A 16,437-nucleotide genomic window follows, 5' to 3' on the forward strand; every position below is an offset into this window, starting at 1 on the left:
GACCCTACATCGGCGTCAGATCAAGGATCCGGGGCCAACGTGTACACACATTCTTGCCTATAACCCGCATTCCCAACACCTTGGTGTGAAAATCTACGTCTTCCTGCGCCTTACCGACCGACAGGGTCACATGGTGCGAACCAAGCAGATACGTCATCGACATGCCTCTTTCATGGGGTTGTGGAAGCGAGCAGCCACTCAACTCGATTATTGTGGCTTACCTCACATCGTAGTGTAACGAACAGTTGTTCGCATATTGCTGCCCTGCACTCTAATGTCCAGTCTGTGCAAGGAGGTGTGTTGAATTGTTCGCAGCGAACCAGACTTGGGGCCTAGTGCAGCGTCAGCTTTCTGCCGGGGCGAGAACGATGTCGAAGCGGGTACGGGACCATTCCCGGTCTGTCACTCTCCCGTCAGGGGCCGGGGTTCCAGCCGGTTGGGTCTCAAACCGTTTAATCAGCGACTGCCTGACCCCGAAAACTGAATCTCCGATCTCCAATTGGGGGTCACCGTCAACGAAGATGTGGGTTACCAGCGTCCGGTAGGACTCTGCTGTCACCATGAAATGCAAGTGGGCCGCCCGGACTGGGGAACGGTCTACGGCTTCTAAGAGCTGCCCTACGGGGCCATCGTGAGGAATGGGGTAAGGAGTGGGGGTCAGCCCCCAGAACGCGTACTTTCCCTCCTCGTCTGCGAAGAGGTGGGCGCGGCCCGCAATCCTGCCATCGCTGTACTGCACATCGTAGAATCCCTCATCGTCGGCCTCCCACACCTCAATGCGAGCTCCGGGAACCGGTTGTCCTTCAGTGTCACGGACGACACCTTCAACCCAGCACGGCTCTCCAGATGCTCCTCCTGAAATATCGCCGCCGTAGGGAATTTCCGGTGCATCGTCAACGAAGAAGGGACCGAAGACTGTCGCTTCAGTGGCGTTGCCGTGAGCGCGGTTGTTCACCGTAATGGTCTGCATGGATACACCCAGGACATCCGAGAGCAGAATGAACTCCTGGCGTTGGTCATCAGTGATGTGGCCAACCCGAGTGAGGAATTCGATCGCTTGGTTCCACTCTGCTTCAGTGAGCTGCGTTTCCCGAACGAAAGCGTGCAGATGCTGAGTCAAAGTCTGCATCAGGTACTTGAGTCGTGCGCTCGGTGCGCCCTCAAAGGAGCCCAGGACTCGGTCCATCAGTTCCTGTTCGCGATCACTCTGGTCTGTAGTTGTGTCGGTCATTTTGCTCCTGCCGGGTCAGATGGTCTATGGGGTGAAACCGCATTTGGCGGCTCAGCTGTTGAAGAGGCTGACGGTGGGAACCTCCCCGGTGAGAGCCTGATGAAGCAGAGCAGAAATATTCTCGCCGGTGACCGGCACGGGGTTCGACGCCGGCGCCGCCTTCAGCACACGCTCGACGGCCTCCGGGATGCCATCATTGGAGAATCCGTATGCCGAAAGCTGGGAGGGCGCTTGTGTGACGCGGTACAGATCACGCAGCGCCGCCACGGCTGCCGAGGCTGGGTACTGTCCCTCCGCCACGGGAAGCCCCTGAAGTGCCGCCGCCCACCGGTCCTCCGGCGCACCGTCCACGTGATGCCCCAACGCCGCTGCAAGTCGGGCAGCCAGTTCTGGGACAGCGGGAGCATTCAGGGCCAGGACATAGGGCAGAACCGTAGCGTGGGTCTGAGCGTGGGGCAGATCGAATGTTCCGCCGAGCACGTGGCAGATCTTATGGTGCAGTCCCGAACCTGCTGAGGCGAACGACACTGCGGCCAAATAACACCCGTAGAGCGCCTGTTCGCGAGCGGCCAGATCGTCTGCGCCGGCTACGATTCCGCGCAGCGCCAAGTTCAGCGCGCGGGCGCCTTCCAGCGCCAGTGCCTGATTGATCGGATCCGCCTTCGGTGCCCAGAGTGAATCCACACAGTGCGCCATGCCGTTGAGACCACTGGCGACGGACAATCCCACCGGCAAAGTCTTGGACAGTTCAGCGTCGTACACAACTGACGCCGGCAATACTCGATCGTCGACACCCGTGGTTTTGGTCCGTTCCTCGGTCATGCCCCACACGTTGGTGGCCTCCGAGCCGGCGTAAGTAGTAGGCACGGCGATGATCGGGATACCTGTAGTGAGGGCGACTGCCTTGGCCAATCCGGTGGTCGAGCCCCCTCCGATGCAAACCATGACGTCGACAGCGTGGTCACTCGCTGCACTGCGAGCCTCATCAGCGACCTCTTTGGGGACGTGCTGAACCACCTTGTCCCACCACAGGGCCGGTTTGAGGGAGGCGGAGGCTGTCTCGGCCAGAGCGCGCTCAGACTCACCTGCGATGACCATCGGATGCGAGGCACCCAAACGCTCTACCTCGGCAGCAACATACTCTGCGGCGCGACCTCGTCCGAACAGAACTCGCTGCCCCAGTGTCGTGTGCGTGAAGTGCATCATAGATTTGCCTTTCGTGACTGTGACTTCATTGTCAAATTCTGGTGCCCGAGCATGGCTGACAACGCCTCTCGTAGGACGGCGTCGGGACTCTCGGGAAGTGATTCGTAACGCCAGCCGATGTGCTTGTCAGGCCGGACCACAATGGCACCCTCTTCTGGGATCTCCCGCAGTCTGTCCCAGTCAAAGTAGAGGTCCGTGACTTTTTGGCCTGGTCCGATCACCACAATGTTGAGATCGATTCCCATTTCTTCGGCCACGGCCTGCGCCGGATCCACCCAGCCCTGGCCGGATATCCCTGTCAGCAGGGCGAAGCTTCCGTAGGGGACCAGGTCATGCGTCGACTTCTTCTTCTTGGAGGTGCCGACCCATGCATGGGGCAGCCTCGCACCAGGAACTGTCGTGGGTTCGTAGTAGAGCTCTCTGTCACGAGTCGGCTCGGGCGGGGTCGAGTCAGCGGGCACGACGGCAGCCGACTGATAGTGCTGACCAATCTCCACGCCGTGAGCGTTGAACTCATAGTTCTTCAGCTCCATAGCCTCGCGGATCGCGGCCCGTTTGGCCGATCCTTGAGAGGTCGGATCTTTGCGGGACTCAATCGCTGCTCGCATTTCGGCTTCAGTCTGTCCGGGGGCTATACCGAGTGCCTCGAAGAGCTGGCCGAACTCCCTGCCCGACTGATTGGCACGGGTGACAATCTGACGAGCTATCGGGGCACGCTCCGTGGTGTAGGTGTCCAAGAGCGAACGATCGGCCCATCCGTTGATCACGCCGGCGAGCTTCCAGGCGAGATTGTAGGAGTCCTGAATGGAGGTGTTGGATCCCAGGCCGTTGCTGGGCGGGTGCTTGTGAACGGCGTCGCCGGCGCAGAAGACTCGACCCGACCGAAGATGCGTAGCGAACTGCTCGTTGTTTCCCCAGAGCGAGATCCCGGTGATCGTGGCCTCCAGATCGTCTACCCCCGTGAGGTTGCGGACGATTCCGAGTGCATCTTCTTCAGTGACTTCTGGAGCTCCCTGCGAGATGTCGAAGCCCCAGACGACGAGCCACTCGTTCCACGGCCTGACCATGCGCACCAGACCCGCCCCGATCCCGCCGATGTTGGAACCCGGCTGGAGGACCCAGTAGAGCACCGAGGGGCGGTGCTGAACCAGCTCAGAAAGGTCTGCCGTGAAGGTGATGTTCATGGAACCGGCAATATCCATCTTGCCCTCCATCGGCAGCTCCAGGTCTGCTGCCACTTTCGACCGCGCACCATCTGCGCCGATGAGGTACTTGGCTCTGATCAGATACTCCTGGCCTGTCAGCCTGTTCAGGACCCGCACCGTCACGCCGTTGTCATCCTGAACATGCGAGAGGTACTCCGTGGAGAACTGCGACTGCGTCCCTCGCACGGTGGCGTTCTTCACCAGTATCGGCTCAAGGAGCGTCTGCGGTATGTCACAGTTCATCGAAGGTGACGACAGGCGATAATCGCCGTGCCGTGCAGGGTGGGTGCCCCACGTAAGCACTCGCCCGATCTCTTCACCGGCGAGCGAGCTGCAGAAAACTGTGTCTCCCATCTGCTCGTGCGGAGTTGCCTCAGCGAGCACCTGGTCTTCTATACCGACGTCCCGAAAGATTTCCATAGTGCGCTGGTTGGTGATGTGAGCACGGGGAGTGTTCGCAGTCCACCGATACTTGGTGATCATGATGTTTGGAATCCCCAAGGTGGAGAGGAACAGCGCCGCAGAAGCACCTGCAGGACCTGAACCCACGATCAGCACATCAGTCTCTACTAGTTCAGCCTCCGGTGTCTTCGTGCTGCTGATGCCATCTTGGAACTTCACCATTGGTTATCTCCTTGAAATCAGTTGTCGATCGCAGCACACAAGTGCCACTTGCCCTTGCTCATGCCAGATGACCGGAGGTCACATTCCCACCAGATCAATCTGAAGTCGCTCTTGGATCTCAGCGGGTTCAAGCCCGTGAGCTTCGACCAACTGTGGGCGCCGCCGGCCCGCGTCGTCGACGATGTGAAAAATCCCGTAGTCGGTGTAGAGCCGGGTCACACAGCTGAGTCCCGTGACCGGGTAGGTGCATTCCTGCACCAGTTTCGGGGTGCCGTCACGTGCGAAGAGGCTCATCATGACGAAGACTTCCTTTGCTCCGATGGCCAGGTCCATCGCACCGCCGACGGCGGGGATGGCGTCAGGTTCCCCTGTGGACCAGTTGGCTAAGTCCCCCGTTACGGAGACCTGGAATGCTCCAAGAACACACACATCCAAGTGGCCTCCGCGCATCATCGCAAAGGAGTCGGCGTGGTGGAAGTAGCTTGCACCAGGCAGCTCGGTGACGGGCACCTTTCCGGCGTTGATAAGGTCCGCATCAACCTGTTCCGCAGCGGCCTTGGGCCCCATCCCCAACATGCCGTTCTCAGTGTGCAGAGTGACGTTCTGCTCCGGGGTGAGGTAGTCAGCGACCATGGTCGGCTGACCGATGCCGAGGTTCGCATACGAGCCCGACGCAATGTCTCTAGCCACCGCCTGCGCCAGCTCCTGACGACTCAGTCTCGCGGCAGTAGGCCTGACTTTGAGACTCATACTCTGACTCCTTCTTCTTGTGAGTGGGGCCTCACCGCAGGATGCCGTTCGGACTCTGCTGCGCTCGGGGTTCGAGTCTCGATCACAGTTACGATGTCCACATACAGCCCCGGGGTCACGATCGCTTCTGGGTCCAGAGACCCGGTAGGCAGCAACTGCTCCACCTGGACTACCGTGTGGGTTGCAGCTGCGGCCATCACGGGGCCGAAGTTTCGGGCAGTCTTGCGATACGCCAAGTTCCCTGCCCGGTCTGCGTACATCGCCTTGATGAGCGCGACGTCGCCGCCAAGGGGATACTCAAGTACGTAGTTGCGTCCGCCGATTTCCCGGGTCTCTTTGCCCGCCGCCAACTCGGTGCCGTACCCGGTGGGAGTGAAGAAAGCACCGATACCCGCACCGGCGGCACGCAGCCGTTCAGCGAGGTTGCCCTGTGGCACCAGTTCCAATTCGACCTCCCCTGCGCGGAAGGCCGCGTCGAAATGCCATGAATCAGACTGTCGGGGAAAGGAGCAGATGATCTTCTTCACTCGGCGTTCTTTGATCAACAACGCCAGACCAGCATCCCCTTGGCCGGCGTTGTTATTCACCACCGTGAGATCGTTGGCACCGGAGTCCAACAGCGCGTCGATGAGCTCCATTGGCTGTCCGGCGTTTCCGAAACCACCCATCAGGACCGTGGCGCCGTCAGTGACATCTGCCACGGCTTCGGCAGCGGTCTCGGCGAATTGAGGCACTTTTCTGCTTCCCTTCTATTGAGCGTTCTCGAGTACTACAGCGAGCCCCTGGCCCACCCCGATGCACAGGGTCGCTACTCCCCAGCGTGTTCCGCTCGTGTGCATTCGATGAGCGAGCGTGGCCAGCACACGGGTCCCCGATGCCCCGAGGGGGTGTCCAATAGCTAGGGCACCTCCCCAGGCGTTCACCATCGCCGGATCCAGATCTCTGCCGAACCCCCACGCGTCAAGACAAACAAGTGACTGAGCGGCGAACGCCTCATTGAGTTCCACAGCTCCGACGTCAGACCAACGAATGCCTGCCCTGGCCAATGCACGGTTGGTTGCCTCCACCGGTGCATACCCGAAGTGCTGAGGTTCGTTGGCTGCGGCTGCCCACCCAGCGAGTCGCGCCTGCGGCGAGAGACCGAGCACCTCTTCTGCCTCACCTGAGCCGATCCAAGCTGCAGAGGCTCCGTCACTCATCGGAGAGGCGTTACCTGCAGTGACCGTGCCCTCGCTCTTGCGAAAGACAGTCTTCAGCCCACCAAGTGTTTCCGTGGTGGTATCGCCACGGATCGTCTCATCGCGAGTCAGGTCAACATTCGGCACTCTGACGGTCAGATCGTCATAGCGGCCCTGGGCCCAGGCTTCGTCGGCACGCTGATGAGAGACGGCGGCAAACTCATCCTGCCGTTCGCGAGAGATCCCATACTTTGCGCGAAGCTGCTCCGTCGCCTCACCGAGGGAGACGGTCCATTCTTGGGGCATGCGTTCGTTGATCATGCGCCATCCCAAAGAGCTGTTCACCAGTTCGAGGTTTTTCAGCGGGAAAGCTCGCTCAGTCTTTGGCAGCACCCAGGGGGCACGTGACATGGATTCCACTCCCCCGACAAGCACCAGATTCGTTTCGCCAAGCTTCACTTGCCGCGCGCCGCTGATGGCGGCATCCAGTGATGAGCCGCAAAGCCTGTTGATGGTGGTGCCCGGAACACTGACAGGGCCCCCAGCCAGAAGCCAAGCCATTCGCGCCACATTGCGGTTCTCTTCACCGGCACCATTGGCGTTGCCGAGAATCACTTCACCGAGTGTCTCTGCCGAATTCTCCATGGTCAGAGCTGGCGCTTTCGCGACGATGGACTCGACGACCAAGGCGGCCAGATCATCCGGTCGCTGCCCGGCGAGCGCGCCACCAACTTTTGCGAAGGGAGTGCGCACCCCACCAAATATGTACGCGTCCTGCACCATGTGCCCCGTTCTCCTCGACGCGCTTTCCCACGCCGTGACTTACCTAAGTGTTCTCTATGCGAACGGACGTTCGCAACTAAAAGGTGAGTCTAGTGATCCACAGCACTTTGAACAAGAGGGCGCTCCGGTTTTGAACGTCGTGGAGCGAATCAGCGGGAGGCGGAGGCCAGGCTGTCTAGGTCTTTGCCCAGTGATCGGACCATCGTCTCCACCTGGGAAGCGCAGTCCTTCAGGGCGGGTATTACCCGCTTCTTCGTCTCCTCCAGAGACTCCACCCCGGCAGCCATTGACGTGTTGATCGCGAGCACTATCTTCCCCCGGTCGTCTCGGACGGGGACCCCTGCGGACCGCAACCCCATTTCAAGCTCCTGATCCACCAGGGCACACCCGTCGTTCCGCGCTGCCCGAATGGTTTCTAGCAGCGCCTGAGGGTCCGTCCGTGTGTGCGACGTGAACGCTGACCGGCTCATCTCTTGCAGGCGAGGCAGCAACTCAGCATCAGGCAGGTCAGACAGCAGCACCCTCCCCATTGACGTGGCGAAGGCTGGAAGCCTGGTGCCCAAACCTAGATCAATGCGCATAATGCTGCGGGTGTGAACACGCGACACGTACATCACGTCGTCACCGGTCAGTATCGCAGCCGAGCACGATTCGTTGAGCCGGGCCGAGACGTCCCTCAGGGACGGCTGAAGCAGCTCGTGCCAGCTGCGACCGGACCAGTAACCGTGGCCCAGACTCAATACTCTTGGAGTGAGCTCAAAGGTGCGACCGTCGGTGTAGGCATAGCCGCGCTCCACCAGGGTCAGCAGCATCCTGCGCGCTGTGGCGCGGCTCATCGCGGACTTCCTTGCCACCTCAGCCAACGTCAACCGAGGTTCCGCCGGTGTGAAAGCCTCTAGGACGTCCAGTCCACTGGCGAGGGAACGGACAATCTCACTCTTAGGCGCTGACACATCAGCTTCACCAGAATCTGTCATTGTTCAACTATGCCATTCTTATTCGCCCGGCGAACATTCCCTTGCTGTCCAGCAAGTCAGGAAGAGTATGGTTCAGATCAGTTCAGGATTAGTCTCAATGAGACCTCTGCCCTGAATCTTGCGATCATTGAGCAGTTGGTAAGCCTCAGCAGTCTGATTAAACGCGAACCGGTGGGTAATAAGTTTGTCCAGTGCTATTTTGCCTTCAGCGGCCAATCGGATGACCTCTGGCATTGCCGTGGAGGCTGGTGCGCCGAAGGAACCGAGGATCCGCAGCTTGCGCCGCACCACTTTGGTGATATCAACGTCCATGGTCTGCCCTGCCGGTGCGATGCCGGCCAAAACGGCCCGTCCGCCGTCGTCGAGGATATCTACTGCGAGTTTGACCGTGGCGACTGATCCCAAAGCCTCGAACGCCGCGTCCACGCCGTGACCGAGTAAATCGGCCACCGCTTGCACAGGGTCCGCCTCGGCCGAGTTGACGACCTCTGTAGCTCCCAATTCGCGGGCCAGGGCCAACTTTTCATCGTCAATATCGATAGCGATTACATGTCGAGCTCCGGCAGCACGAGCCAGATGAATAATACTGAGACCCACACCCCCGGCGGCAATGACAGCGACAGTCTCCCCTGGCTGAACATCTGCGACTGTTTTCACTGCCCCATAGGCGGTGAAGAGGCTGCATCCGAGCACGGCAGCGTCGAGCAGGTTAACGGCCTCCGGAAGAGCGAAAACCGCTCGGGAAGGCACCACACAGTGCTGAGCATGGCCGGCCATTGAATACATAGCGATGTCTTGTCCATTGCGGCTGAGTCTGGTGCTGCCGTCGTAGAGCTGACCCGCAAGCCGGTTGAAGTTGAAGAAGTTCTCGCAGATGTCCTCCAGGCCCTTGTCACAGTGCCGGCATCTTCCGCAGGGCATGATGAAGCTGCAGGCTACACGGTCCCCAGGCTTCACATGAGTGACGCCCTCCCCCACTTCGCGAACAATCCCTGACACTTCGTGACCCAGCACCGCGGGCTTTGGGAAGGCCACCTCATCTTTTATGACATGGAGGTCCGTATGGCAGACACCGCAGGCTGCCACCTCGATCAGGACTTCTTCTGCTTTCGGCGGGGCCACGCTGATGGTGTCCGCCTGCAGGGGTTGATTGGCTGTTTCCAGCACGAACGATGAGGCCTCGGGCATGAGGGGTCCTTTCGGTGAGAACTGGGCAGAGCCGAATCCGGCTGTGTCTCCGGAGAGGTACGCACATAAGCGAACATGTGTCCGCTATCACTTTTCTAGGGTTTTGCTTTATTGTCAAAGAGTGCGCGGCCAAGAAATGACCAAGTCCGCAGCTGACGACTCAGTCAGCGGCTGAGCTGGTACATCCCATCGGAGCGCACGCTGCTGACGGACCACCCTGATCTCATCAGCGGGTGCATGGCCTCGCGGAGGGCGGTCCTCCACCTCGCGGCCACTTCAGGCTGTTCAGCCCGCAAGCCGGCAATATCCTGGGGAACTCGGAGTCCGACGACGCCCACCTCACCTGCCGCAGCAAGGACCTTGTCCGGTTCGATCACCCACCTGGGCACGTTCGTTCCGTCCGGTTCCAGCAGGATCCGCTCCGGCTCTAACTCTTTGGTCACCTCGGGTTCGCTGAGATTCCACCGGATCAGGACACGGTCGCTGCCCTGCCCGGCGTTGATCCCATCGCGCATCTCGCCATAGAACTGGGGAAGGTACTCCGCGAAACGTGCGCCGAGCTTATGGAGGTTGAACCGGGCATTGCGCACCACCAGCGGATCAAAGGTCCACTCCATGGTGGTGACTCCCTGGTCGAGACACCACGCGCGTTGGTGAAGCTTCATCGCCGCTCCGACTCCGCCGCGCGCATGGGACTGAAGGACCCCGGCAATATGTGAGTGCATCATCTGTGTCCGGCCGGTACTCGGATCGGGAGCGCCGAAGAACCCGACAGTCACTCCGATGAGATCGTCGGCTGAGTACGCCCCGGCCACATAGCTCCCCGCATGCTCCAGCGCCACCAGCAGCCCGGCTTCAATGGGGGGTTGGCCGCGGCCGCCGGGTGCCCAGATCTCGGCAAGAACCTCTGTGGCGCGCTGCATCTGCTCGGGACTGCGCAAACATCGCACGACGACGCCGGCGGACTCCTGGGCCTGAGCTGCCTCTCGCTGTGTCTGCTCCACTGGGGACGTGTCCGTTCGCCTTAGCCGGCGGCCGGTGGGTCCAAGTGTGCGGCGATCAGCCCAGCAAGAAGTGCTGTGCGGGGGGCAATGTAGTCCACGAGAGCGTGTTCGTGTTCGGCGTGCGCTCCTGAACCGCAAGCACCCATTCCGTCGAGAGTGGGGACCCCGGCGGCGGCTGTGAAGTTGCCATCAGAAGCACCGCCGACCTCTTCGCCGGTGAGTTCACCGATGTTCAGTGCAGCCGCCACCTTTTGGGCACGCCCGAAGAGCACATCGGCGGAACTGCGTTCCATCGGCGGGCGGTTGACTCCGCCGGTGACCTCCACATGAGCGCCCTGCATCTGGGAGGAAAGCGCCCGGATCTGCTCATCAACCCGCTCTTGCTCAGCGATAGTGGTCGCGCGGGCGTCAACTACCACTTCGGCATAGTCAGGCACGGTGTTCGTCGTCGTGCCTGCCCGCATCACAGTAGGTGTCACCGTGGTGCCAAGGAGCTGATCCCCCAAAGCCGCAATGTCTGGCAGCAGCAAGCCGAGAGCAATGCCCGCGTTGATGCCTTTTTCCGGGTCCAGCCCAGCATGTGCTGCCACGCCGGTGACGGCCACGGTGTAGTTGGAGGTGCCTTTGCGTGCGACCTTCAGGGATGTGTCCAGCGCGCCTTCCATGACGAACGCGGCGCGGGCTTCGGAGGACTCTTCCAGCAGTAGGTCCTTGGATGTGATGGAGCCCAGCTCTTCGTCACCTGTGACCATGATGCTCAGGCCGTAGAGGCTGTGTCCGGTCTCCTGCAGCAGTTTGGCGGCGTGGATGGACATCACCAGGCCGGTGAGCATATCGAACACACCCGGACCACGCAGGGCATGGCCGTCGTTGCTGAAGGGCTTGCGCGCCAGCGTTCCTGTGGGCCACACCGTGTCCTGATGATTCACCAACACGACCTTGGGCTTGTCGGTGCCTACTCGGAGCCGCAGGTGAGTCACATCGTCAATGACAACGGGCTCTGGCTCAAGACCAAGACGGTCAGCCATGAGGTCCGCGACCACCGCGGCGCCTTCGGCCACAGCATCCTTGTTATCTGAGGGTGTTTCTACCTCGACGAGCGTTCGAATATCGGCGATGATCTGGTCTAGCCGCGACTCTGCGGCCTCCAATAGTGCAGGTGAGATGGCAGGCATGGCCCCAACTCTACCGGCGACCGTCGTCGATGCGCCGGTTCTATGGCCAATCCACTGAGAGGTACTGAGGTTCAGTGAACTCTTCAATACCCCAGTGGCCGCCTTCGCGGCCGATGCCAGCCTGCTTCACGCCACCGAAAGGCGCACTGGGATCAGAGACGATGCCGCGATTGACTCCCACCATGCCCGTCTCCAGAAGTTCGCCGATGCGTAGGGCATCTTGGAGGTTGCCGGCGTAGACGTAGGAGGAGAGTCCGACTTCGGCCGTATTGGCCTGGGCCAGCATCTGGTCAACGTCGTCCCACACCACTACGGGGGCCACGGGACCGAATATCTCTTCTGTGAGAATTTTCGCATCAGCAGGCACATCACGCAGCAGGGTGGGCGCAACGAACGCGTCTGTCGCCATGGTTTCGGGCAGGTTCGCCTGGTAGGCGATGGTGGCGCCGTCGTTCTGAGCTGATTCGACCAGCTCCCGCACTCCAGAAGCTGCCTGATCGTGGATCAGCGGGCCGATCTGCGTACCTTGAGCGGGGTCACCGACGGTGAGCTGGCTGATCCGTGTCCCGAAGGCCTTGATGAATTCCTCCGCGACATCGGCGTGGACGTAGAAGCGATTGGCGGCCGTGCAAGCCTGGCCTGAGTTGCGGAATTTCGCCACCATCGCGCCATCCACCGCGGCGTCCACGTCCGCGTCAGCTGTCACGATAAACGGCGCGTTTCCGCCGAGCTCCATCGATGCATTGACGACCCGCTGCGCGCATTGAGCCAAAAGGGTGCGGCCTACCGGGGTTGATCCGGTGAAGGAGAGTTTCTTGACGCGGTCGTCGGCCAGCAGAGCGGAGACCACCTCACGGGTCGCCGTCGTGGTCGCAACCTGCACTGCGCCCTCGGGCACTCCGGCCTGGATGAGGATCTCGGCGATGGCGAGCGCGGTCAGTGGAGTTTCCCGTGCTGGTTTGAGTACTACCGCGCAGCCGGCTGCCAAAGCGGGCCCCATTTTTCGGGTCGCCATGGCGGCCGGGAAGTTCCAGGGGGTGATCAGCAGGGCAACGCCCACTGGATGGTGGGTGACAATATTGCGTACCCCTCCTGCGGGGGCCGTGGTGTACTCACCGCTGAGGCGCACGGCCTCTTCGGCGTACCAGCGGAAGAACTCCGCAGCGTACCGAACTTCTGCCTCCGCATCAGCCTGGGACTTGCCGTTCTCCGCGACGATGAGGTCCCGGAGCCGCTGCACATCGGCAATCATCAAGTCGTAGGCCTTGTTCAGCACCTCAGCTCGGCGCCGAGGCGCCACGGTCCGCCAGTGCGTAAACGCCTCGTGGGCCCGATCAACCTGGGTGAGGGCTTCCTCGACTGTCAGGTCCGCCACCTCTTCGAGGAGCTCACCGGTGGCAGGGTTGGTGACAGAAAAAGTTGCGTGCGGGGTCATCGGCGCTCCAAAGCGGGTTCGGTATGGAAGAGGATAATTCCACCTTCACACCTGACCATCATGCCGTCCAATACCTGTATGCAGTGAATAGTATGCTCAGGAGGCATGGACACGCGTTTGCTCCGTTACTTTGTGACCGTCGTCGAATCTGGCACAGTCTCAGCAGCAGCGGAGCGCCTTCATATGACCCAACCGTCTTTGTCTCGGCAGGTCCGGCAACTGGAACGGGAACTCGACCTGACCTTGTTTCTGCGCCAAAAAGGTCGCCTACGCCTGACCACTGAGGGACGCGAGTTTTTTGACACCGCTCAGACCCTGCTCGGTCACCACCGTGAGGCTGCGGAGTATGCGTCCCTATTGGCACATGGACACATGACCAGGGTCTCCATGGCGGCACCATCCACTACGCTGACAGACATTGTTGCTCCGTTCGTCGCAACATTTCAGGCCTCAGATCCGGTGCCATCGGTGAGCGAAATTTCACTCGATTCTGAGATCCAGCTAGCTCTAGGCAGTTTTGACATGATCATCGCGCCAGTGCGACTACCTCGGTCGGCCCATGCCGCACATTTGGCCGATCCGCCTGTTCATGCCTACGTGCCATCAGGCCACAGGTGGGCCACACGGCAGCACGTGGAACTGGAAGAATTGATCGGGGAGACGCTCATTGTGCCAACGATGCACTTCAAAGCTCGCAGGGCCATCGAGGCGGTACTCGATCAAGCCGAACTCCGGCCAACAGCCTTGCTGGAAACCCAGCACAGCCAGGTCGCGCAAGCGCTGACGGCTGCCGGACGCGGGGTCGCGATACTCACCGACGATACTCGATACGGCCTGCACCCCTTGATGATTCACGTCAACGGTGAGCCGTTGAAGATCCGCCTTTACGCCGGGTGGAGAGCTGGGCACCATGCCCACCGCACTCTTCAGGACCTATCCCATCGACTTCGCGATTTCTGCCTCGCTCTCTACCCCTGAGAGTCCAGGTTGCTGTAGGTAACCTCCCGCAAATCGCACTATGGTATACCTAGTAGACCTATACGAGGTCCGGGGCACCAGACCTTCGAGACAACGATTGAGGCACTCACACCATGACAACCGTACGCGTGGCAATGACAGGATTCGGAAATGTGGGGAACCAAGTAGCCGAGCTTATCGATCGCCGGCGAGAGCACTTCGCAACGCACTTCGGTGTGGAAGTCCTCGTGACCGGCGTCTGTGGCAGCACAACGGGCTTGATCGACCCCAGCAGAATATCCCCAGAACGCCTTCAACACAAGGCCGCCTTCGAACCTGGGCTAACGGGTTCGGCGTTCATGGAGCAGGTCAACGCTGATGTACTAGTTGAGGCAGGCCCTAGCGACTACTCCACCGGCCAGCCCGGGTTGGACTACATCACGTCCGCAATAAATCGAGGACTTCACGTGATCGCCGTATCGAAAGGCGCACTCGTTGTAGAAGGGCCTACGCTGCTTCAGAGCGCCCGGGAAAAAGGCGTTCAGCTCCTCATGAGCGGAGCCTCCGCCTCAGCCCTTCCCACAATCGACTTTCTCACCTACGACTTAGCCGGCACACACATTAAGCGCATCGAAGCCGTGCTCACGGGGACAACGACCTTCATCCTAGACACGATGGTTTCTCGGAACGCCAGCTTTGACGAGGCTCTAGCCGAAGCCCAACAACTCGGCATTGCGGAACCAGAGCCGAGTTTCGACGTTGACGGTTGGGATACTGCCGCGAAAGTTGTCATCATTGCCAATGCAGTATTCGGGGTGCCTCTCGCCATCTCCAGCCTGGCCCGAGAATCATTGCGCTCGTTAACTGCCGAACAACTCGGCTCATGGAAGGCCGACGGGCTCACGCCTCGGCTGGTCGGATACGTCAATCAAGACGAGGGTCAGGTCGAAGCAGGCGTAGGAATTCGTCTGTACTCCGCCGAACACCCCTTCTCTCTCACCAGAGGCAGCACGAAGGCCTTGTATGCAGAAACCATGGATCTGGGTGAATTCACTCTGTTGGGCGGCGCCTCCAATCCTCGGGCAACTGCGGCCGCGGCTCTGAAGGATTTCCATCACATTCTCACTAGTTCTGAATAGACCTCCGGCCCCCGTTGGCAGGGTGTCGGGTCACGCAGTCCGGACGAGCTTACGCAGCTGCTCTCGCGTGTGCTCTATGTGCTCCATCATGCGCTGAGAAGCCAAGTCGGGGTTGCTGTCAATGATCGCGCCAAGAATGTCGCTATGATCCTGTGTGTCGTCATCTCTGAGGAAATCAACGGGCAGAAAGAGTTCGCCGCGGACTTCCCTCACCATATTTAGCAGCCGTGAGCTACCAGATGCCTCTGCCACACATTCGTGAAACCGCGCGTCGTGCAAGCGCAGCTGCTCTCGGCCGACGGCTGTTGCCAGCCGTTCTGTGGACTCCCGCATTCTGACGATGTCCTCGTCCGTGCGACGTTCGGCTGCGAACCGCGCAGCGGCCATCTCCACACCCACTCGAAAGTCGAACAGATCATCCATAGGGGCGAAGTCGGAGGCCATTTGCTCTTTCCACGCCGTGAGGGGTGCTCCCAGACTGGTGACGAAGGCGCCACCATATGGCCCTCGCCTGACTTCTATGTAGCCCTCCTCCTGAAGGACTTTCAGTGCCTGCCGCAACGTGGCTCGTGACACGGAAAATTCCTGAGCAAGCTCACGCTCTCCTTGGAAACGCCCCCCGGGCGGGACCGTTCCGGTGTGTATGAGAGTCCGCAGCTCTGCAGCAATACGTGCTGGCATCTGCTGGCCACGTGCGTCGGAATTCACTGCTACACAGTATCGGACGGGTTGCAACTATTCGATACGCGGGCTTGAAACACCACCGAAACAGAGCAATGGTACGTTTCGTGGACCAATTACATTCACTGAGGAGACCATTGCAGACCCAGGCGCTTGCGAGTCCAGCGGACCGCCTTGATGAGATCACCCCGTCTAAGATCCGGGTGATCTTCGACCGAGCTGCCGAGCTCGAAGAATCAGGGGAGCACATCCTGCACTTTGAGATCGGCAGGCCCGACTTCGATACTCCCCAGAGCGTCAAAGAGGCAGCGTATCGAGCGCTCGAAGCTGGCCGCGTGCACTATGGGCCGAACGCAGGAACCCCGCAGCTACGCCGAGCACTCAGTGAACACCTCAATCAAGCCATCGGCGTCGAATACGATCCAGATCACGAAGTCCTGGTCACCATCGGCGCGAACGAGGCTGTCTTCCTCTCCGTCATGGCTTTCTGCAATCCAGGCGACGAGGTCATCATTCCGGTGCCGGCGTGGCCCGCCTATGAGGCGTGCGTCCGCCTCGCCGGCGCAACCCCAGTATTTCTGCCGCTGTCTGAGGAGAACGGTTACACCCTGGACCCCAACGACGTGGCAGCGCTCCTTACGCGGCGCACACGGATGCTCGTACTGTGCACACCGCACAACCCGACCGGAGCGGTGCTGGATAAGGAATGCCTCAGGAGTTTGGCGGAGTTGCTGGAGGACTCGCACACTCTAGTGCTCTCACCTCGGTCTTTCATGACGCGGGTGCTTGAAAGGGTGTAGATACGCGAGGGTGCCGCTCTGACAAGGAAGAATAAGAGGGTTATAGGCAAGAATGTGTGTACACGTTGGCCCCGGATCCTTGATCTGACGCCGATGTAGGGTCC

16 protein-coding genes are annotated in these 16,437 nt (G+C 60.4%); 3 read left to right on the forward strand and 13 right to left on the reverse strand.

Annotated features, from left to right (window positions below; translation table 11 throughout):
* Window positions 1-4: 4 nt before the first annotated feature.
* From FEF26_RS13990 to FEF26_RS14045, 12 genes are all read right to left on the reverse strand, one after another.
* Window positions 5-157: a VOC family protein gene (locus FEF26_RS13990; RefSeq protein WP_208012939.1), complete on the reverse strand. Its 153-nt coding sequence runs from the start codon at window positions 155-157 to the stop codon at window positions 5-7.
* 186 nt (window positions 158-343) lie between these two features.
* Window positions 344-1,231 carry a dioxygenase family protein gene (locus FEF26_RS13995; protein ID WP_138254160.1) on the reverse strand — a complete coding sequence of 296 codons (888 nt, stop codon included), beginning with the start codon at window positions 1,229-1,231 and terminating at the stop codon, window positions 344-346.
* Window positions 1,232-1,282: 51 nt separating this feature from the next.
* On the reverse strand, window positions 1,283-2,437 hold the full coding sequence (locus FEF26_RS14000) for a maleylacetate reductase (protein WP_208012940.1): 1,155 nt from the start codon (window positions 2,435-2,437) through the stop codon (window positions 1,283-1,285).
* Complete coding sequence (locus tag FEF26_RS14005; protein ID WP_138254161.1) at window positions 2,434-4,266, reverse strand: FAD-dependent oxidoreductase; 1,833 nt, start codon at window positions 4,264-4,266, stop codon at window positions 2,434-2,436. Before FEF26_RS14005 ends, FEF26_RS14000 begins: the two co-directional genes overlap by 4 nt.
* Before the next feature lie 78 nt (window positions 4,267-4,344).
* Entirely contained in the window at window positions 4,345-5,016 is a 672-nt protein-coding gene (locus tag FEF26_RS14010) for a 3-oxoacid CoA-transferase subunit B (RefSeq protein WP_138254162.1), read from the reverse strand.
* Window positions 5,013-5,750, reverse strand: a complete 738-nt coding sequence (locus tag FEF26_RS14015; protein WP_138254163.1) for a 3-oxoacid CoA-transferase subunit A — start codon at window positions 5,748-5,750, stop codon at window positions 5,013-5,015. The genes FEF26_RS14010 and FEF26_RS14015 overlap by 4 nt, the downstream gene beginning before the upstream one ends.
* A gap of 15 nt (window positions 5,751-5,765) precedes the next feature.
* On the reverse strand, window positions 5,766-6,974 hold the full coding sequence (locus FEF26_RS14020; RefSeq protein WP_138254174.1) for a thiolase family protein: 1,209 nt from the start codon (window positions 6,972-6,974) through the stop codon (window positions 5,766-5,768).
* A 152-nt stretch (window positions 6,975-7,126) separates the two neighbouring features.
* Entirely contained in the window at window positions 7,127-7,954 is an 828-nt protein-coding gene (locus tag FEF26_RS14025) for an IclR family transcriptional regulator domain-containing protein (protein WP_138254164.1), read from the reverse strand.
* Window positions 7,955-8,026: 72 nt separating this feature from the next.
* Window positions 8,027-9,142: a zinc-binding dehydrogenase gene (locus FEF26_RS14030; protein ID WP_138254165.1), complete on the reverse strand. Its 1,116-nt coding sequence runs from the start codon at window positions 9,140-9,142 to the stop codon at window positions 8,027-8,029.
* A gap of 164 nt (window positions 9,143-9,306) precedes the next feature.
* A complete protein-coding gene (locus FEF26_RS14035) occupies window positions 9,307-10,146 on the reverse strand; it encodes a hypothetical protein (protein WP_138254166.1) in 840 nt (279 codons plus the stop codon).
* A 20-nt stretch (window positions 10,147-10,166) separates the two neighbouring features.
* The gene (locus FEF26_RS14040; RefSeq protein WP_138254167.1) at window positions 10,167-11,321 is read right to left on the reverse strand and encodes a M20 family metallopeptidase; all 1,155 of its coding nucleotides are present in this window, start codon (window positions 11,319-11,321) and stop codon (window positions 10,167-10,169) included.
* Between the two features lie 40 nt (window positions 11,322-11,361).
* Window positions 11,362-12,756 carry an NAD-dependent succinate-semialdehyde dehydrogenase gene (locus tag FEF26_RS14045; protein ID WP_138254168.1) on the reverse strand — a complete coding sequence of 465 codons (1,395 nt, stop codon included), beginning with the start codon at window positions 12,754-12,756 and terminating at the stop codon, window positions 11,362-11,364.
* A 105-nt stretch (window positions 12,757-12,861) separates the two neighbouring features.
* Here FEF26_RS14045 and FEF26_RS14050 point away from each other — a divergent pair, with 105 nt between their 5' ends.
* Both FEF26_RS14050 and FEF26_RS14055 read left to right on the forward strand, forming a co-directional pair.
* Complete coding sequence (locus FEF26_RS14050) at window positions 12,862-13,734, forward strand: LysR family transcriptional regulator (RefSeq protein WP_138254169.1); 873 nt, start codon at window positions 12,862-12,864, stop codon at window positions 13,732-13,734.
* Between the two features lie 113 nt (window positions 13,735-13,847).
* Entirely contained in the window at window positions 13,848-14,852 is a 1,005-nt protein-coding gene (locus FEF26_RS14055) for a homoserine dehydrogenase (RefSeq protein ID WP_138254170.1), read from the forward strand.
* Window positions 14,853-14,882: 30 nt separating this feature from the next.
* On the opposite strand, the gene FEF26_RS14060 is transcribed toward FEF26_RS14055, so the two are convergent.
* Entirely contained in the window at window positions 14,883-15,560 is a 678-nt protein-coding gene (locus FEF26_RS14060) for a FadR/GntR family transcriptional regulator (protein WP_138254171.1), read from the reverse strand.
* Between the two features lie 110 nt (window positions 15,561-15,670).
* On the opposite strand from FEF26_RS14060, the gene FEF26_RS14065 reads away from it, so the two are divergent.
* Window positions 15,671-16,333, forward strand: coding sequence for a pyridoxal phosphate-dependent aminotransferase (locus FEF26_RS14065; protein WP_208012941.1), 663 nt, complete (start codon window positions 15,671-15,673; stop codon window positions 16,331-16,333).
* Window positions 16,334-16,437 lie beyond the last annotated feature (104 nt).

The sequence above is a fragment of the Nesterenkonia salmonea genome, assembly GCF_005771525.1.
GTDB lineage: Bacteria > Actinomycetota > Actinomycetes > Actinomycetales > Micrococcaceae > Nesterenkonia > Nesterenkonia salmonea.